General features: G+C 52.8%; 12 protein-coding genes and 1 rRNA gene. 8 read left to right on the top strand and 5 right to left on the bottom strand.

Annotated elements, in window-relative coordinates:
• Positions 1-14 precede the first annotated feature (14 nt).
• From F457_RS0111175 to F457_RS0111165, 3 genes are all read left to right on the top strand, one after another.
• Positions 15-1,304, top strand: a complete 1,290-nt coding sequence (locus F457_RS0111175) for an adenylosuccinate synthase (RefSeq protein ID WP_020684115.1) — start codon at positions 15-17, stop codon at positions 1,302-1,304.
• A gap of 143 nt (positions 1,305-1,447) precedes the next feature.
• The gene (locus F457_RS0111170; RefSeq protein ID WP_169584133.1) at positions 1,448-3,091 is read left to right on the top strand and encodes a DnaJ domain-containing protein; all 1,644 of its coding nucleotides are present in this window, start codon (positions 1,448-1,450) and stop codon (positions 3,089-3,091) included.
• 126 nt (positions 3,092-3,217) lie between these two features.
• Positions 3,218-3,649 carry a hypothetical protein gene (locus F457_RS0111165; RefSeq protein WP_156809452.1) on the top strand — a complete coding sequence of 144 codons (432 nt, stop codon included), beginning with the start codon at positions 3,218-3,220 and terminating at the stop codon, positions 3,647-3,649.
• A 69-nt stretch (positions 3,650-3,718) separates the two neighbouring features.
• On the opposite strand, the gene ftsY is transcribed toward F457_RS0111165, so the two are convergent.
• From ftsY to dapF, 3 genes are read right to left on the bottom strand one after another with little or no spacing between them, the layout of a single operon-like run.
• Positions 3,719-4,633, bottom strand: a complete 915-nt coding sequence (gene ftsY / locus F457_RS0111160; protein ID WP_018981229.1) for a signal recognition particle-docking protein FtsY — start codon at positions 4,631-4,633, stop codon at positions 3,719-3,721.
• A 34-nt stretch (positions 4,634-4,667) separates the two neighbouring features.
• Positions 4,668-5,894 (bottom strand): MiaB/RimO family radical SAM methylthiotransferase, encoded by a 1,227-nt coding sequence (locus F457_RS0111155; RefSeq protein ID WP_018981228.1) that lies wholly within the window; start codon positions 5,892-5,894, stop codon positions 4,668-4,670.
• Positions 5,891-6,664 carry a diaminopimelate epimerase gene (dapF, locus tag F457_RS0111150; protein ID WP_018981227.1) on the bottom strand — a complete coding sequence of 258 codons (774 nt, stop codon included), beginning with the start codon at positions 6,662-6,664 and terminating at the stop codon, positions 5,891-5,893. Before dapF ends, F457_RS0111155 begins: the two co-directional genes overlap by 4 nt.
• A 406-nt stretch (positions 6,665-7,070) precedes the next feature.
• Between dapF and F457_RS0111140 the strand changes: the two genes are divergently transcribed.
• A complete protein-coding gene (locus tag F457_RS0111140) occupies positions 7,071-7,706 on the top strand; it encodes a class I SAM-dependent methyltransferase (protein ID WP_245539155.1) in 636 nt (211 codons plus the stop codon).
• Positions 7,707-7,876: 170 nt separating this feature from the next.
• Positions 7,877-9,652 carry a DEAD/DEAH box helicase gene (locus tag F457_RS0111135; protein WP_018981224.1) on the top strand — a complete coding sequence of 592 codons (1,776 nt, stop codon included), beginning with the start codon at positions 7,877-7,879 and terminating at the stop codon, positions 9,650-9,652.
• A 56-nt stretch (positions 9,653-9,708) separates the two neighbouring features.
• Here F457_RS0111135 and F457_RS0111130 read toward each other — a convergent pair whose 3' ends face one another.
• Positions 9,709-10,476: an SDR family NAD(P)-dependent oxidoreductase gene (locus tag F457_RS0111130; protein WP_018981223.1), complete on the bottom strand. Its 768-nt coding sequence runs from the start codon at positions 10,474-10,476 to the stop codon at positions 9,709-9,711.
• Positions 10,477-10,565: 89 nt separating this feature from the next.
• Here F457_RS0111130 and F457_RS0111125 point away from each other — a divergent pair, with 89 nt between their 5' ends.
• Positions 10,566-11,144: a YqgE/AlgH family protein gene (locus tag F457_RS0111125; RefSeq protein ID WP_018981222.1), complete on the top strand. Its 579-nt coding sequence runs from the start codon at positions 10,566-10,568 to the stop codon at positions 11,142-11,144.
• 373 nt (positions 11,145-11,517) lie between these two features.
• The gene (clpB, locus tag F457_RS0111120) at positions 11,518-14,106 is read left to right on the top strand and encodes an ATP-dependent chaperone ClpB (RefSeq protein ID WP_018981221.1); all 2,589 of its coding nucleotides are present in this window, start codon (positions 11,518-11,520) and stop codon (positions 14,104-14,106) included.
• Between the two features lie 107 nt (positions 14,107-14,213).
• Here the strand turns inward: clpB and F457_RS0111115 are convergent, their stop codons facing one another.
• Complete coding sequence (locus F457_RS0111115; protein ID WP_018981220.1) at positions 14,214-15,890, bottom strand: rhamnogalacturonan lyase B N-terminal domain-containing protein; 1,677 nt, start codon at positions 15,888-15,890, stop codon at positions 14,214-14,216.
• A gap of 428 nt (positions 15,891-16,318) precedes the next feature.
• Between F457_RS0111115 and F457_RS0111110 the strand changes: the two genes are divergently transcribed.
• Positions 16,319-16,454, top strand: a 16S ribosomal RNA gene (locus F457_RS0111110); the annotation flags it as partial.

The following is a 16,454-nucleotide window of genomic DNA, read 5'->3' as shown; positions in this document are numbered from 1 at the left end:
GAAAGTCCGTTTTTATGTCCAATGTTACCGTGATTGGCACCCAATGGGGGGATGAAGGTAAAGGCAAGATTGTTGACTGGTTAGCCAGTCGAGCCGATATCGTCGTGCGCTTCCAAGGGGGGCATAACGCTGGGCATACGCTCGTTGTTGATGACAAAGTCTATAAGCTTTCCCTGTTGCCGTCAGGTTTGGTGCGTGGCCAAATTGGCGTAATCGGCAATGGCGTTGTTGTGGATCCGAAAGCCTTGATGAGCGAGATCGACCGTGTGGTTGAACAGGGCTTGACGGTCACACCAGAGACCTTGTGGATTTCAGAGACTGCCCCTTTGATCTTACCCGTGCATGGGGCGTTGGATCGTGCGCGTGAGGTTGCGCGTGGGAAGCATAAGATCGGCACGACCGGGCGCGGTATTGGCCCTGCTTACGAGGATAAAGTAGCACGGCGGGCGATTCGTATCTGTGACCTGACAGAACCTGAGACATTGGACTGGAAGATTGATGAGCTGCTGCTCCATCATAATACGCTTCTAGCGGGTCTTGGAGCAGAGACGTTCACCAAAGACGATATTTTTGCTTTCCTTCATGAGATCACCCCGCGCCTTCTCCCATTCTCATGCCCAGTCTGGGCGCGGCTGGATGAGGCTGTGCGTGCGCGCAAGCGTATCCTCTTTGAAGGCGCTCAGGCCGTGATGTTGGATGTTGACCACGGAACCTATCCGTTTGTCACAAGCTCGAACACGGTGGCTTCTGTAGCGGCGTCTGGCAGTGGCTTGGGGCCAAAGGCTGTTGGTTTTGTGCTGGGGATTGCCAAAGCGTACACAACGCGTGTGGGTGAAGGGCCGTTCCCGGCAGAATTGTTTGATGATGTCGGTGCAGGTATTGCCGAGCGTGGTCATGAGTTTGGCACGGTAACGGGCCGCCCTCGCCGTTGTGGCTGGTTTGATGCCACCATGGTGCGCCAAGCGGTGCGTGTTGGCGGCGTCAACGGCATTGCTCTGACGAAGCTGGACGTGTTGGACGGCATGGATACTGTGTCGATCTGCGTGGGGTATGAGCTGGACGGAAAGCCGATTGAACGCTTCCCCGCAGCACCGGGCGCACAAGCGCGCGTTAAGCCGATTTTGGAAAGCATGCCGGGCTGGAGTGAGACGACAGCAGGAGCGCGTTCATGGGCCGAACTTCCTGCGCAAGCCATCAAATATGTGCGCCGCATTGAGGAGCTGACCGGGGCACCGGTGACGCTGCTTTCAACTAGCCCACAGCGTGACGATACGATTTTGGTGACAGACCCGTTTGAAGGCTAAGGGCTTTTAACGAAGCATGGATTGTGGAGGGCTGGCTATCATGAAGATGGCCAGCCTTTTTTATGGTGTATTTATTGTATATATCTTCTGTCGATTTTCTGTGATCCTATGTAATAGTATAGGAGAGATTCGTGTATTATTATATGAAAAAGTCCTGTCTCAATTTCATATTGATCTGTATTGTTACGTTCACCTTATCAGGTTCGGCTCTTTCAAAGAGTTATTCACCAGACTTTGATTGTTATAAAATAGATCATAGTTCTTATATTCTTGTTCTTTTATGTAGTGATCCAGAATCGGCACGGAGTGAGCTGATTTTAGACCAAGCGTATTATGCCTTACGCCACCAATCGCCTGCTTATTTACTGCCACAGCTCAAAAATACTTTTATTACCGATTCTCAAATCGTGCAGACATGTTTCCCTGATCCAGATGAGGGAGAAAGCCCAGCACAATGTTATCGTCAAAAAACGGCTCGGATAACAGATAAATATCGCTCTCTTCTTATGCCTAGAGCTTATGAAGAAGCGACACGTTCTATAGATGCCCATATGGCTTTACAGCAGAGGCTTGTTGATCTTGGCTATTTACCCCCAACAACGAAGATTGATGGTGTATATGGGGCAGATACGAGAAGGGCTATTCTTCGTTGGCAAGAAAAGACGGGACAATCACATCAAGATGGTTTTCTCGGTCGAGAGGATGAGCTGCGATTAGCGCCAAGTTTAGTTCAATTCACGAATTTCTCTCACCTAGATCAGCTCTCACTATCTTCGGAAGCAGCGCCTATTCCCTCCGAAAATCGTACGGAGATGACGCCGCCTTCACATCTCTCTGAGAACCACACTCAAGAGGGAGAACAAAACAGTGAAGGCGACATAGGACAGCGGTATCGCTTATCTAGGAAAGAGGTATCTTCCCCTGTGAACGAAGACAATCATTATGATTCGTCTAAATATGGGCCTTCATCTAACAAATATAGAGAATTATTAAGCGACAATAACAAAAACAAATCCAATAATTTTTTTGGCTTTATCTCCATAATTATAGTTGTTTCTTCCTTATTTTTACTATTATTCATCACTTCAATACGAGTTATTACGAAGAAATATGCTGAAGTGACCTCTTCTGAGGGGGGCGGGCGGTCTTCTAAGCAAGAGGGCCCCTCGTCGAATAAAGAACATAAAGCATCTATGTCTTCTAAGGAGCAGAAAGCCTATCAAGAGGCTGGGATGCTCTGGGGGCGTTGGGCTGATGACCATAAAGAGGGTGAGAAGCTGTTAAAGCTGCTTATTCAGCAAAATATAGAAGAGAGTTTTGCATTTCTGGAGCGTTTATTATCTCCTTTAGAGACGAATGAAAGCCAAAAGATTCTGTCTGATGTTTTGCAGGGTAAGAAAACGCGACGTTGGGAAGAGTTTTGTCGTTGTTCATACCAAGTTCTGGAGTATCTGCTGCGCTATGAGCAAGAACAGGCGGAAGCAGAAGACAGGAAGCGTCGTCAAAAAGAGGGTGCTAAGAAACAACGTCAACAACGCGAGCATTCTCGGCAGCGCCACAAACATTCTTCTTCCTCAGCGGGAGCGGCGTTGTGGTATGTTGTTTTGGGTGTTTCGGAACGTGCGACATTAGTTGAGATCACAACAGCCTATAGGACGCTGCTTAAAAAGCATCATCCAGATCGTTTTTTACATAAGGGGGAGGAGGCTTATAAAGCGGCGACAGAGATGACGGCACGTCTTAATGCGGCCTATGGATATGCTCGGAAAATGAAAGGGGGCGCGTAGGCATGTGTATCTGTCAGATAGGGGTTTCGTTACTTTTCAAGTAAATGCGCTGCGTAGAAAGTTAAGCTATTAGGTAAGAAGAGTATGATCTGTAAAGAGGCTGTCAGGCAGAATAAGAGACGAATGATGATGCAATTTGTGAGCGGCCTTGTGAGTATTATGGCCGTGATAACAGCCACGGCTCATGCAGATGGAAGGCAGATATTCCTTAAAGGGGACGACCTCAATCAAGCTGTGGATGTTGTATTGCAGCGTGCTTTGGCGGATTGTCCTCCGCCTGCCATTACCTATGGCGATCCTTTGGCGCCTCCCTCGGTTGATGGAGAGTGCCTGTCATCGTCGGTGATGCGGCAAGCGACGCCTGACTCAGTGCGGCAAATGGTGAGTGCTGCTGTGAATCGCGATAGCGTGGTGCTGGCGCAAGAATGCCGTCGTGAGACAAACCAACAACGGCGGCAGGTGGTCTGCACAGCGCAAAAAATTGTAGAAGCCGAGCATAGTAGACGCGTTCACGCCTATGGTGCACTTGTGGAGCGCGGCCGGCCTTTGTGGAAGTAGGGCGCAGAGAAAACGCGTCTCTACCGGAAGGGCAAGACGCGTTTTAGGAAGGGGAAAGGGATCGATCGTTTATGGGGTAGCCGCTTCCCCAACAAGACCGCGGGCATAGTCTTGGGCAGAGAATGGGCGGAGATCCTCTGCTTTCTCTCCCACACCGACCATATGGACAGGCAGCTTAAACTTCTCTGCTAAGGCTACGACAATCCCACCGCGTGCTGATCCATCGAGTTTGGTGACAATCAGTCCGCTCACATTGACGAGCTCTTGGAAAACACGCACCTGTTCAATCGCGTTTTGCCCTGTTGTGGCATCCAGAACGAGCAGAACGGAATGCGGGGCTGTGTCGTCAAATTTCTTCATGACGCGGATGATCTTGGCCAGCTCTTCCATCAGAGCATTTTTATTGTGTAACCGTCCGGCCGTATCGACGAGAAGAACATCCGTTTTTTCCTCGGTCGCACGTTTGAGCCCGTCATAAGCGAGGCCTGCTGCATCACCGCCTTGTTTCCCAGCAATGACGGGGGCCCCAACGCGTTCCCCCCAAACTTGAAGCTGCTCAACGGCGGCGGCGCGGAAGGTATCCCCAGCCACTAAGGTGACGGACTTTCCTTCTTGGCGATATTGGTGAGCCATTTTGCCGATGGTGGTGGTTTTCCCCGTGCCGTTAACTCCAACAACCAGCACGACATGAGGTTTTTTCTCTGGGTCTGGCGTAAAGGGAACGGCTACCGGCTCGAGCACATGCGAAATTTCATGGGCTAATGTCGCGCGAATCTCTTCACTGGTGACATTTTGGCCAAAGCTCGTTTCGCGAAACTTCGTGATAATCCGCTCTGCGACGGCAGGGCCGAGGTCAGCGGCAATCAGCTCGTCTTCCAGCTCTTCTAGCGTGTCATCATCAAGCAGACGCTTAACAAAGACAGAGTTGAGGCGCTCGCTTGAGCGGGAGAGACCTTGTTTGAGTCGTGAGAAAAATCCAGCCATATCGTGTAGCAGTGAGCCTAAGAGGGGTTTATCGTCAAGGGGTAGAAAGAGGGCGGGCGATGAGTTTCCCGCCCGTATGGTGAAGGATGCGCACTTTTTGCAGGATGCCCCGTGTGCTCTGTGCGCCGTCTTCAAGCATAACCGTGGCGAAGTTGGGGAGATGGCCCGTTGTGGCACTTTCCATCAAGAGAGTGTCTTCACGTCCGATGAAGCGATCCAGAAAGGCATCCCGGCTGGCTTCCCCAACTGCGCGAAGCTGGGCAGCGCGTTCTTGCCGGATGGGGCGTGGCACGGCGGGCATACGCGCAGCGGGTGTCCCAGGGCGTTCGCTATACGGAAAGACGTGGAGGAACGGGATCGCCTGTTCGGTGAGGAAGTCTTTGGTTTCGTGAAAAAGCGCGTCTGTTTCTGTGGGGAAGCCTGCAATCACATCGGCCCCTACGCCTATGTCTGGGCGTAATGCCCGTGCACGCTGTAAAATTGTGGCGACCTGCGTTGTGGAGTGACGGCGTTTCATGCGCTTCAAGATGAGGTCTGACCCAGCTTGAAGGGACAGATGGAGATGCGGCGCCAAACGCGGCTCATTCTCCAGCACGTCCCACAGAACGCGGTCGCCATGCTCGGGATCCAGCAAGATGGGATCAAGAGAGGAGAGGCGTAACTGCGCAAGTTGCGGCACCGCTTGCAAAATGGCACGACACAGCGTGCCGAGGCTTTGCCCGTCTTGCTGCCAAGAGGCAAGGTCAACGCCCGTGAGGACAAGTTCATGATGTCCAGCCTCGCTGAGAGCACGCGCACGCGTAATAATGTCTTCTAAGGCGATAGAGGACGCATCACCACGACCATAGGGAATAATGCAAAATGTGCAGCGATGGTCACAGCCTTGCTGAATTTGAAGCAGAGCGCGCACATGGCGTGAAGGGGGTAGGCTTGGTTTTTCTCCATCACGCACGCCCCACATGGCCGGGGTGAGCTTTTCTCCGTTTGGGACGACGCGTTGCACGCCCGGGAGGGCTTCCCATCGCGTTGCATCTCGTTCTGACGCGCAGCCTGTGACGATAATCTTGGCGTCGGGTGTTTGGCGATGCGCTCGACGAATAGCCTGACGGGCCTGCCGTTCCGCTTCTGCCGTGACGGTGCAGGTATTGATGATGATGGTAGGCGCGCCATCATTGACCTGCCCTAGGCGCGCATAATGCTCCATCCCTTCGCTCTCATGAGCGTTGAGGCGGCAGCCAAAGGTCAGTAAAGAAACGCTCATACTAGGGTTCCGGTGAAGACGGTGGTCGCAGGGCCCGTCATGAGCACAGCACCGTCCTCGTTCCAGGTGATGGTGAGATCGCCTTTCTCCATCGTGACCACGCAGGTGCGTTCGACCAGATCACGACGCACAGCGTTCACGACCGCAGCACAGGCCCCGGAGCCGCAGGCCAGCGTAAGCCCCGCACCGCGCTCCCACACGCGTAGGCGAATATGGGTGCGTGAGCGGATTTCAGCAAAACCGATATTAGCCCGTTCTGGGAAGAGAGCGTCATGCTCCAAGGCATCGCCCAACGTGGCAGCATCCTCAATAGAGCGGAAGAGGGTCGCATGAGGATTGCCCATAGAGCAGGCGGCTGCATCATAGAGCGGGAGATGGCGCGTATCACATGCCTGAGCGAGGGGGATCTCCTGCCAATCCAGCTTAGGAACGCCCATGCTGACTGTGATCAGCCCATTCTCTTGCCATGTGGGAAGCAGCCCATTCTGGGTTTGTAGAACTGGCTCATTGCCCAACAAGGACGAGACGCAGCGCGATGCATTGCCGCATGCGCCAGCTTCTGACCCATCAGGGTTATAGAAGCGCACAAACACGTCCGCTTCTGGGTCTGTCGGCGGGGTGAGCAGAACAAGTTGGTCGCAGCCTATGCCAAGGTGGCGGTCACATAAGGCGCGAATCTCGGCCTCGGTGAGGGTTACAGGGGTTGTTCTGCCGTCAATGACGACGAAGTCATTGCCCAGCCCGTGCATTTTCGTAAAAACAAGACTCATAGGGCGATTATATGGGGTGGATGAGGAGCTGAATAGCCCTTTAGCACCATCGTTTTTCTCTGTGTTGGAACGCGCTATTTAAAGCCCATCCAAGCCGCTCTTATGGGCTTTCTCCACCGCAACACCGCGTCGACATCTTGCGGGTCAGGGGTATGATAGTGGCCGGGTATGGGAGAGATTGTTGTTTCGAAACCAGTCCCTGTGATGGTCATTCTGACAGGGGGCGCACCCGTATCGCAGCGCGTTGCGGCTTCGTCTTTCTCAATCTTGCGGTTGTTAATATCACCTTGATGAGGCCTTTTATAGACGAAGAGACCTCTCATGTTAGACTAAAGGAAATATGGGCGGGTGCCCCTATGATGTAACAGATAAGCGTGACGTGAGACGCTTGAGGAGAGGGAAAGCCGTGGAAGGGATTCACGAAAAAGCGTTTATTCAGGCTAATAATGAGCCTGATGATGAATTTTTTAGCCGTCAGGGGCTCGATTCACTGATGGATATGGGAGCTCGCACCGCCGTGACGGCTCTGTATCGCACAACGCTCCCGGTAGGTGGACGCACCTTAGATGTAATGGCTGGGGCGATGAGCCATATGCCAGAAGATGCTGTGTTTCAGGAATTGATAGGTCTTGATGTCAATCAAGCGGCTCTAGATGCGAATAATGTATTGTCGCTTGCAACGGTGCAAAATCTCAACACAACGCCGCAGCTTCCTTTTGAAGATCAAAGCTTTGATGGCGTGGTGATGTGCGATGGTTTGGCGTATTTGACGCAACCACAGGTGGTATTTGAAGAAATTTACCGCGTTCTCAAACCGAACGTACCTTTTATTGTGAGTTTTTCAGATCGGTTTTTACCTGAAAAAGCTGTGGCCATTTGGCAAGCGCTAGAACCAGAAGACCGCGTGCGTTTCACAAGTGCCCTGATGGCCCGCACCGGTTTCACAGACCTCGACACAGGGGAAGTGGCTCCACCAGAGGATTTGACCGCGTGGAAAGACACAGTGCGTGCGGTGATTGGACGGCGCCCTGCTGGGCAATAATCTCCTCATAAAATGGTGATTTTGTGAGAGCCATTTTAATGTTAACATAACGATGTGTGGCCTTGTATGTGATATTCTCTGGTATTCAGAGACATAAAGGGCTATTCACCGCCCTTCTAAGCTGCCCACCTTCCTGTGGCAGCGTGTGTTTGACCGAGTGTTCGTTGACGATGCCTTTTCCTGATACCCATCCCGCTTTGACCCGTGCTCTTAAAGCGCGAGGTTATGACCAGCCGACCCCCGTGCAAGAAGCTGTGTTAAAGCCGGGGTTGGATGCACGAGATCTCCTTGTTTCCGCTCAGACTGGGTCAGGAAAGACCGTCGCTTTTGGTCTGGCGTTTGCTTCTACCCTTCTGGGAGAGAAAGAGAAGCTTCCTCCCACCCATTCTCCTTTAGCGTTGGTGATTGCTCCAACGCGTGAGCTCGCTCTGCAAGTGCAGTCTGAGCTGACATGGCTGTATGGTGAGACCGGTGCCCGCATTGCGAGCTGTATTGGTGGCACCGATGCACGACGTGAGGCACGCGCTCTTGAGCGTGGTGTGCATATCGTTGTGGGCACGCCGGGCCGCCTGTGTGACCATCTTTCACGCGGTAAGTTGGATTTATCAGCATTGCGGGTCGTGGTGCTGGATGAAGCTGACGAGATGCTGGATATGGGGTTCCGTGAGGAGCTTGAACAGATTTTGGACGCTGCTCCTCCAGAGCGCCGGACATTGCTGTTCTCCGCAACTTTAGCGCGTGACATTGTGGGTCTGGCCCGTCGCTACCAGAAAGACGCGGCGCGGATTGATACCATTTCTGGCCAGAAGCAGCATGCTGATATTACCTATCGTGGCGTGGTGACAGCTCCCCAAGAAATTGGGCGTTCTTTGGTTAATGTGTTGCGCTATTATGATAGTGCGACGACGCTGGTCTTCTGTAATACGCGCTTGCTGGTTGGGCAGGTGCAAGCTGAACTTCTTCAGCGTGGTTTTGCGTCAGTCGCCATTTCAGGTGAAATGGGGCAGAACGAGCGCTCCCGTGCGATTGAAAGCCTGAAATCAGGGTTGGCGCGTGTGTGTGTGGCCACGGATGTGGCCGCCCGTGGGATTGATATTCCAGCGCTTGGGCTTGTGGTTCATGCGAGCTTGCCTTCTTCGTCGGAAACCTTGTTGCATCGTTCAGGGCGGACAGGCCGTGCGGGGCGTAAGGGCACGAGTGTGCTGATGGTGCCGTTTAATCAGCGTCGTCGCGCTGAGCGTCTCCTTGCACAAGCGAAAATTAAAGCAACATGGGAAAATGTGCCGTCTGTTGACGCCGTGGCTGAGCAAGATGCACGCCGCTTGATGGAAGACCCGCTGTTGACGCAAGAGCCGCAGGCGGAGAGTGACCCATGGGTGGCAAAGCTGGTTGAAACCTTTGATGCAACGCGTTTAGCAACGGCGCTGGTGGGGATGTATAAATCACGCCTTCCACGCGTTGAAAAAGTGCGCCCTGTGTCTTTGGAGCCGCCTAAAGGGCGGGATTCTCGCTCCAGCGACCGTGTCGAATCGGGTGCTTGGTTCCGCCTCAGCGTGGGACGGACTGAGAAAGCTGATCCGAAATGGTTGGTTCCGCTGATTTGTCGCCTTGGTGGTGTGCAAAAGCGTGATATCGGCAGCATTCGTATTCAGCAAGAAGATACGCTTTTTCAGATTAGTGATGAAAAAGTCGCTCGCTTTAATGCCTGCCGTGCCGGGATTGAAGATGGTGAAGCGTCTATTGAGCCTGCTGAGGCTCCTCCAGCAGGCCCTCCACGTCGTGGTGGCCGTGGGTCTTTTGGTGGCGGCGGACGTCGTCCCGGTGGGCCAGGTGGCGGTCGTTTTGGTGGTCGTCGTGATGGCGGCGGCAGTGGCCGTGGTCGTGGTGGGCCTGGCAAGCGTCCGTCTGGGCCGAAGAATGGTGAAAAATCGACACGTCGTCGCTAATGAAACAGTGCACGATGTGAGGAAGGGGCGGCTCCATGATGGGGCCGCCTTTTTTCTTATGAGGCGCTGGGCGTGCGTTGAACACTCAGCCCTCCTGAAGCCTGACAGACTGGCATCATTTCAATGCGGTTGATGTTCATATGAGCAGGGAGCTGTAAGAGCCACGAAACCGTTTCAGCAATATCGTCTGGGGTGAGGGGGGCGGTGCCTTCGTAAACGGCCGCGGCTTTGGCCGAATCGCCAAGACGGACATCGCTAAACTCGCTCCCGCCACAGAGCCCCGGTTCCAGATTGGTGACACGCAGCGGTGTGCCGAGGAGGTCTGTGCGGAGGTTGCGCATAAATTGGCTGACAAATGCCTTTGTTGCGCCATAGACATTCCCACCGCGATAAGGGTACGTTCCAGCTGTACTCCCGATGGAAATGATATAGCCCTGTTGGCGTTGTATCATACCGGGGAGGAAAGCGTGGGTGATTTCGATGAGGCCAGAAATATTGGTATGCACCATCGTTTCCCACTCATTGGGGTCACAGTCTTGAGCGGGGCCAACGCCAAGCGCTAAACCGGCATTGTTAATGAGCACATCGACAGAGCGCCAAGCGTCAGGAAGCTGTTGTGGTACGTTACGAATAGCGCTGATGTCTGTCATATCGAGCGTGACGGGAAGGAGCGCATCGCCTAACGTGTGGTGAAGCGCTGTGAGCCGTTCTGTACGGCGTCCGGTTGCAATGACACGGTGCCCTTCCTTTACAAGACGTTTTGCAAGGGCAGCGCCAAAGCCGGATGTGGCTCCAGTAACAAGAATTGTTTGGGAAGATGTCATGGATCACACTCTCCTAAGATATCAGGAAGAAGGACGGATATGCTCCGTCGTGAAGAGACCAGCATGCCGTCATTTTGAAAGGGATGGAAATGCCTTTTATATCTCTAGGTGAAAATCTGACGGGCCAGTTGCTCGTAGCGAGCCCGGTATTGGCCGAAACTGAGTTTGCACAGACGGTGATTTATCTTTGCGCTCATTCCACAGAAGAAGGTGCGATGGGCGTGATTGTGAACAAACGTCTTAACCAACCGAGCATGGAAGGTCTCCTCAAACAGCTGGAGATAACACCGAATCCACCGCAGCGTCTTTTTGGTTTGGGCGTAGGGGGGCCGGTTGAGCCTGGGCGTGGTTTTGTTCTTCATTCGCCAGAATGGAGCGAGAGCAGCACGTTAACGACGACTGATTTCGCTGGGTTAAGTGCGAGCTTGGATGTCGTGCGTGAGCTCGCGGCAGGGCGCGGGCCTCGTCAGGCGATGATGTTGCTCGGCCATGCGGGCTGGACAGCCGGACAGTTGGAAGAAGAAATTGTGCATGGCAATGCGTGGTATGTGGCCCCAGCCACTGAGGAGCTCGTTTTTGGTGCCGATCCGCGTCGTAAATGGGTCAACGCACTGACGTCCGTTGGGGTTCATCCGGCTTCTCTGACGCAAGCTGTGGGGGAGGCTTAATCTTTCTCTCATGATCACAATAGGGTGAGGGGCAGGGAGAGGGATAGTCGTCAATTCAGACACTCCCCATATGTACAACAACGGACATCAAGTGAGATGGAATGGTTGCTGTGCTGGGTTTTATGCCTCTTTTATCGCGTTACTTTGAGAGTGTTTTGGTGGCTCTCAAATGGCGGGATAGGGCGGTATATGGGAACAGTAGATGGGTGTATATGAGGCGTGATGCTTATGCGCTTTGGTATGTGCGCTGCTGTCATGACCCTTGAATTCTTTCCAAGACTGCCTAAATATTAAGCACGGGCCGTTGCCGATTGGGACGGCGCGAACAGTCATCGTCGCCTCTTAATGGGACGAGAAGGAGAGAAAGTTACCCATGGATATTCAAAAATTTACCGAACGAAGCCAAGGTTTTATTCAAGCTGCGCAAACGATCGCTTTGCGGGAGTATCATCAGCAATTAACGCCGGAACATTTGCTCAAAGCGCTGCTTGATGATGAGCAAGGAGCCGCTTCTGCGCTGATTCGTGCAGCGGGAGGCGACCCGAAGCAGGTTCAGACCGCTAACGATGCAGCTCTCGCAAAAGTGCCACAGGTGCAGGGTTCTGGTGCAAGCCAGCCCCAAGCAACACCCGATTTTGTGCGTGTTCTTGATGGTGCTGAGGCTGATGCTCAGGCCGCTGGTGATAGCTTCGTGGCGCAAGACCGTTTGCTTGTAGCGATTAGCCGCAGCAAAACGCCCGCTGGCGACGCGTTGCGTGGTGGGAAAGCAACGCCGGAAGCGCTGGCGCAGGCTGTCGAAAAGATTCGTAAAGGACGCAAGGTCGATTCTGCTGGGGCAGAGAGCACTTTCGACGCATTGAAGAAATATGCGCGTGATGTCACGGCGGTAGCGCGTGAAGGCAAGCTAGACCCTGTGATTGGACGTGATGAAGAGATTCGTCGTGCTGTGCAGGTTTTGGCACGACGCAGCAAGAACAACCCCGTGCTGATCGGGGAGCCCGGTGTGGGTAAGACCGCCATCGTGGAAGGGTTGGCGCTGCGTATTGTTAACGGCGATGTGCCTGAAGCGTTACGCAATAAGAGCTTGCTGTCTCTGGATCTCGGTGCGCTGGTCGCAGGGGCCAAATATCGCGGTGAGTTTGAAGAGCGGCTCAAAGCTGTTCTGAAAGAGATTGAAAGTGCTGAAGGCGAGGTCATTCTCTTTATTGACGAGATGCACACGATTGTAGGCGCTGGGCGGTCTGACGGGGCGATGGATGCGTCTAACCTGATTAAGCCAGAGCTGGCACGCGGCGTTCTCCATTGTATTGGTGCGACGACACTAGACGAATACCGTAAATATATTGAAAAAGATGCGGCCCTTGCCCGTCGTTTCCAACCGGTTTTTGTCGGTGAGCCCTCCGTTACGGATACGGTTTCTATTTTGCGTGGGATTAAGGAGAAATACGAGCTTCATCATGGGGTGCGTATTACCGATAACGCGCTTGTTGCCGCAGCGACATTGTCGAATCGCTACATCACGGATCGTTTCCTTCCCGATAAAGCGATTGACTTGGTAGATGAGGCCGCCAGCCGTGTGCGGATGCAGATTGACAGCAAGCCTGAAGCCCTTGATGAGCTTGATCGCCGCATTATTCAGCTCAAGATCGAACGTGAAGCGATCCGTAAGGAAGAGGATTCTGCGTCCAAGGAACGCCTGGTGGCGTTGGAAGCAGAATTGGCTGACTTGCAGGAAAAATCAGATGAGCTGAGTGCGGAATGGCATGCGGAGAAAGACCGTATGGGCGCTGTGCAGAAGAGCAAAGAAAAGCTCGACCAAGCACGCTCAGAGGTTGAAATCGCGCAGCGTCAAGGGAACCTCCAGCGGGCGTCTGAGCTGATGTATAGCCAGATTCCTCAGTTGGAAGAAGCCATTGCTCAAGCGCAAGAGGCGGCTGAAGCAAGTGCGGATAAGGCTGGTTTGTTTGCTGATACGGTGACTGATCAGGGTATTGCTGCGGTTGTATCTCGTTGGACGGGTGTTCCCGTTGACCGGATGTTGGAAGGTGAGCGCTCCAAGCTTCTGCGGATGGAGAACGTGCTGCGTGAGCGTGTCGTTGGGCAGGAAACGGCGTTGGTTGCGGTGTCGAATGCCGTGCGGCGCGCGCGTGCAGGGTTGCAGGATCCTAACCGCCCGATTGGTTCGTTCCTCTTCCTAGGCCCAACGGGTGTTGGGAAAACGGAGCTGACCAAAACGCTAGCGCAGTTCCTCTTTGATGATGAAAACGCCTTGCTGCGTATTGATATGAGTGAGTTTATGGAAAAACATTCCGTATCTCGCTTGGTTGGTGCGCCTCCCGGCTATGTTGGGTATGATGAAGGGGGCGTGTTAACGGAAGCAGTTCGCCGTCGTCCTTATCAGGTCATTCTTTTTGATGAGGTCGAAAAAGCCCATCCTGACGTCTTCAACATCCTCTTGCAGGTATTGGATGATGGGCGTTTGACCGATAGCCAAGGGCGTGTGGTGGATTTCCGCAATACGATCATTGTGCTGACCAGTAACCTCGGGTCGGATGTCCTATCTCAGCAACAAGACGGTGAGCCAACCGAGCTGGTGTATGAGCAGGTCATGAGTGTTGTGCGTGAGCATTTCCGCCCTGAGTTTCTCAACCGGTTGGATGAGATTATTCTGTTCTCTCGTCTGCAGCGTGCCGATATGGGTAAGATTGTTGAGATCCAGTTGGGGCGTCTGCGGAAACTGTTGGAAGACCGCAAGATTGAGCTGGAGCTGGATGATAAAGCCCGAGATTGGCTAGCCGAAGCTGGGTATGACCCGGTTTACGGGGCACGTCCTTTGAAACGGGTGATCCAACGTGAGTTGCAAAATGAGCTTGCTGAATTGCTGCTCAAAGGAACTGTTCATGATGGGCAGACCGTGCGTGTCTCTGCTGACGATGATCACCTTGTGATTAGCGAGAAATAAGGCACCTTGCTCTTTTGGTAGAGTGTTTATGAAGAAAGCCGCCATGTGGGAGACTGCATGGCGGCTTTTGGTGTTTTAGAAAATGGTCGTGAGGTGATGGCTGTGTTTCATGGTGAGTTTGGTTGCAGCAAATCAATGGCGTCGTAGGAGACGCTGGGACTCAGGAAACCGCGTGACGTGCTACCTCCAGCCACGCTGAGTGTAAGTGTGTTTTCTCCTGCTTTAAAGGCGTGTGCAGGGATACGAAAACGGAAGCATGTATTATTCCCGCGATATGTGCCGACAGTGAGCGTGCGAGAGGAGGGCTGACGAGAGGGTGCAGGAATGTCAGACCGCCATTGGTTGAGTTGAATGATTGGGCGCCCTTTCATAAAGGCTGTTGTAACCCCAACGCGCAGTGTTAAATCCTCTGCCGGAGGGGCAGATAGGCGGAACCGAATTGGCAGAGCATTATTGACGTCTTTCCATTGATACGCAGGAAAGTCCTGTACGGTGTTGTGCCCTATTATAAATGTTGGGATCGTCCATGTCTTCATGCGGCTATCGGATGGATGCATGAGGCTGAGCGTTGTGCCGTTACGGAATTCTTGAGGGCTTCCATCCCAATGCCCGATACGCCAGATAGCACGTTCGCGTTCTGGATCATGTGTTACAAAAGGCGGCAGGTTCGTGGAGTGGTGTGGCGTAATGAGCGTATCTTGCTCGGCAATTGAGAGTTCATTTTTGTAAAGCGTTACATGATAGCGGCCCGGACTGACCATGGTGCAACGGAACTGCTTTGTTCGTGGGGATGGATCACACCAATATTGCCCCGTTGGCCCAGAGAGGGCGACGGTATAATGAAAATGCGGATCAAGCTGTGTAGGAACTGTTCCCTCAAGGGTGCCGCGATCATTAGGGCTTCGGTAGCCGTGGAGGTTTAACAGACCCAACCAAGGCATATGAAGCTGAGTAGGCGGGCGCTTGGAAAAGACGAGCGCATAGCTGTTGAGAATATGCGTGCGGAAGGCTTCTGTCTGTCCTTCTCCATAGTTGATAATATAGGTGAGCTCTTGGTCATGCGTGGTGCCTTGATCCAGAAGGCTGCGGTAAAAGGGTCCTCCTGAATTGCCTTCATTCGTATCGCGCACCATCCAGAGGCCAGTTGCTGCATTGCTGGCGCCAAAGGATGACCAGTCTTTTAAACGATGATTGGAATAATGTTTGGAACGCGTTTCACCATTGGGCAGGCCAAAGACATCATGAGCTTCGACAGTATGGTCTGTGTCGTTAAGGTCTGCTTCTGGTGGGCCGTGGGGAAGGCGACTATAGGGAACACGCATCACATAGCGCACAAGACCAAGCTTGGGCTCTGCACTAAACCAAGTCGTCATATAAAGGGCGGCCTCTCCACGATGAGCGATATAGGTATGGATTAACGCACCCGAACGCACGGTGATGCAGATAAAGTCCTGTGCTTTGATGGAAGCGTCCACACTGACAGTGTTGGTATCGTCATAGAGGCTAGAGAAGCCGGAGTTGATCTGGCTTCCCTTCAGTGGCTCTTGATAGTCAATGCCGTGATAACGGAGTGAGATAAGATCACCCATGCCATGGTGCGTATGCTCACGAGGAGCGCGCTGTATGGCAAAGGTAAGGTCAGAGCCTGTGTGAATAATAAAGCGATCTGGTTCTGTGATAAGGCGAAAATCTGAAACCTGCGCATGAGCATGGGACTGGCAGGATATGAAGATCAATCCGCAGGAAGAGAAGAAAAGGGACAGAATATATCGGAGATAGGGCAATGGTTGTCTCCTGTTGCGTGATTCGTGTGCCCTATTAAGGAGATTTGTCCTGATGGAGGGAATTTTTTTCCCAGTGGGGTGGGGCGAGTCTTTGTGATTCGTAGTTTTAGTGATGGTGGGGTGAGGTTTTTTTGATTAATTTTTGTGAGTTTTCTGGGGTTTTTGAGGGGTTCTGTGATGTTTTTTCATTTTTTGTTATGAATGTTGTTGACGGTATATGGGTGTGTGCGTATAAGCCCATTCACCGGCGGCGCTGGAGCGGAGACGCAGCGGAGTTGACCGGTTGAGATGATCTTTGAAAGTTGAATTAGGAAGAGACTGGAAGGGATATATTGGCGGCGTTTTAGTGTTTAGGCGCTAGGACGCAAGTGTTGATGTATTCTGACATAGTTTAGATGCTTTGAATGCTTGTGCGTTTTGGTAGGATTGAACATGAGAGTTTGATTCTGGCTCAGAGCGAACGCTGGCGGCATGCTTAACACATGCAAGTCGCACGAACCTTTCGGGGTTAGTGGCGGACGGGTGAGTAACGCGTAGGAACCTATCCAGAGGTGGGGGATAACA

Source organism: Saccharibacter floricola DSM 15669, from assembly GCF_000378165.1.
GTDB classification, from domain to species: domain Bacteria; phylum Pseudomonadota; class Alphaproteobacteria; order Acetobacterales; family Acetobacteraceae; genus Saccharibacter; species Saccharibacter floricola.
Note: the sequence above shows the minus strand (reverse complement) of the source record. Positions and strands in the feature narration are given on the sequence as shown.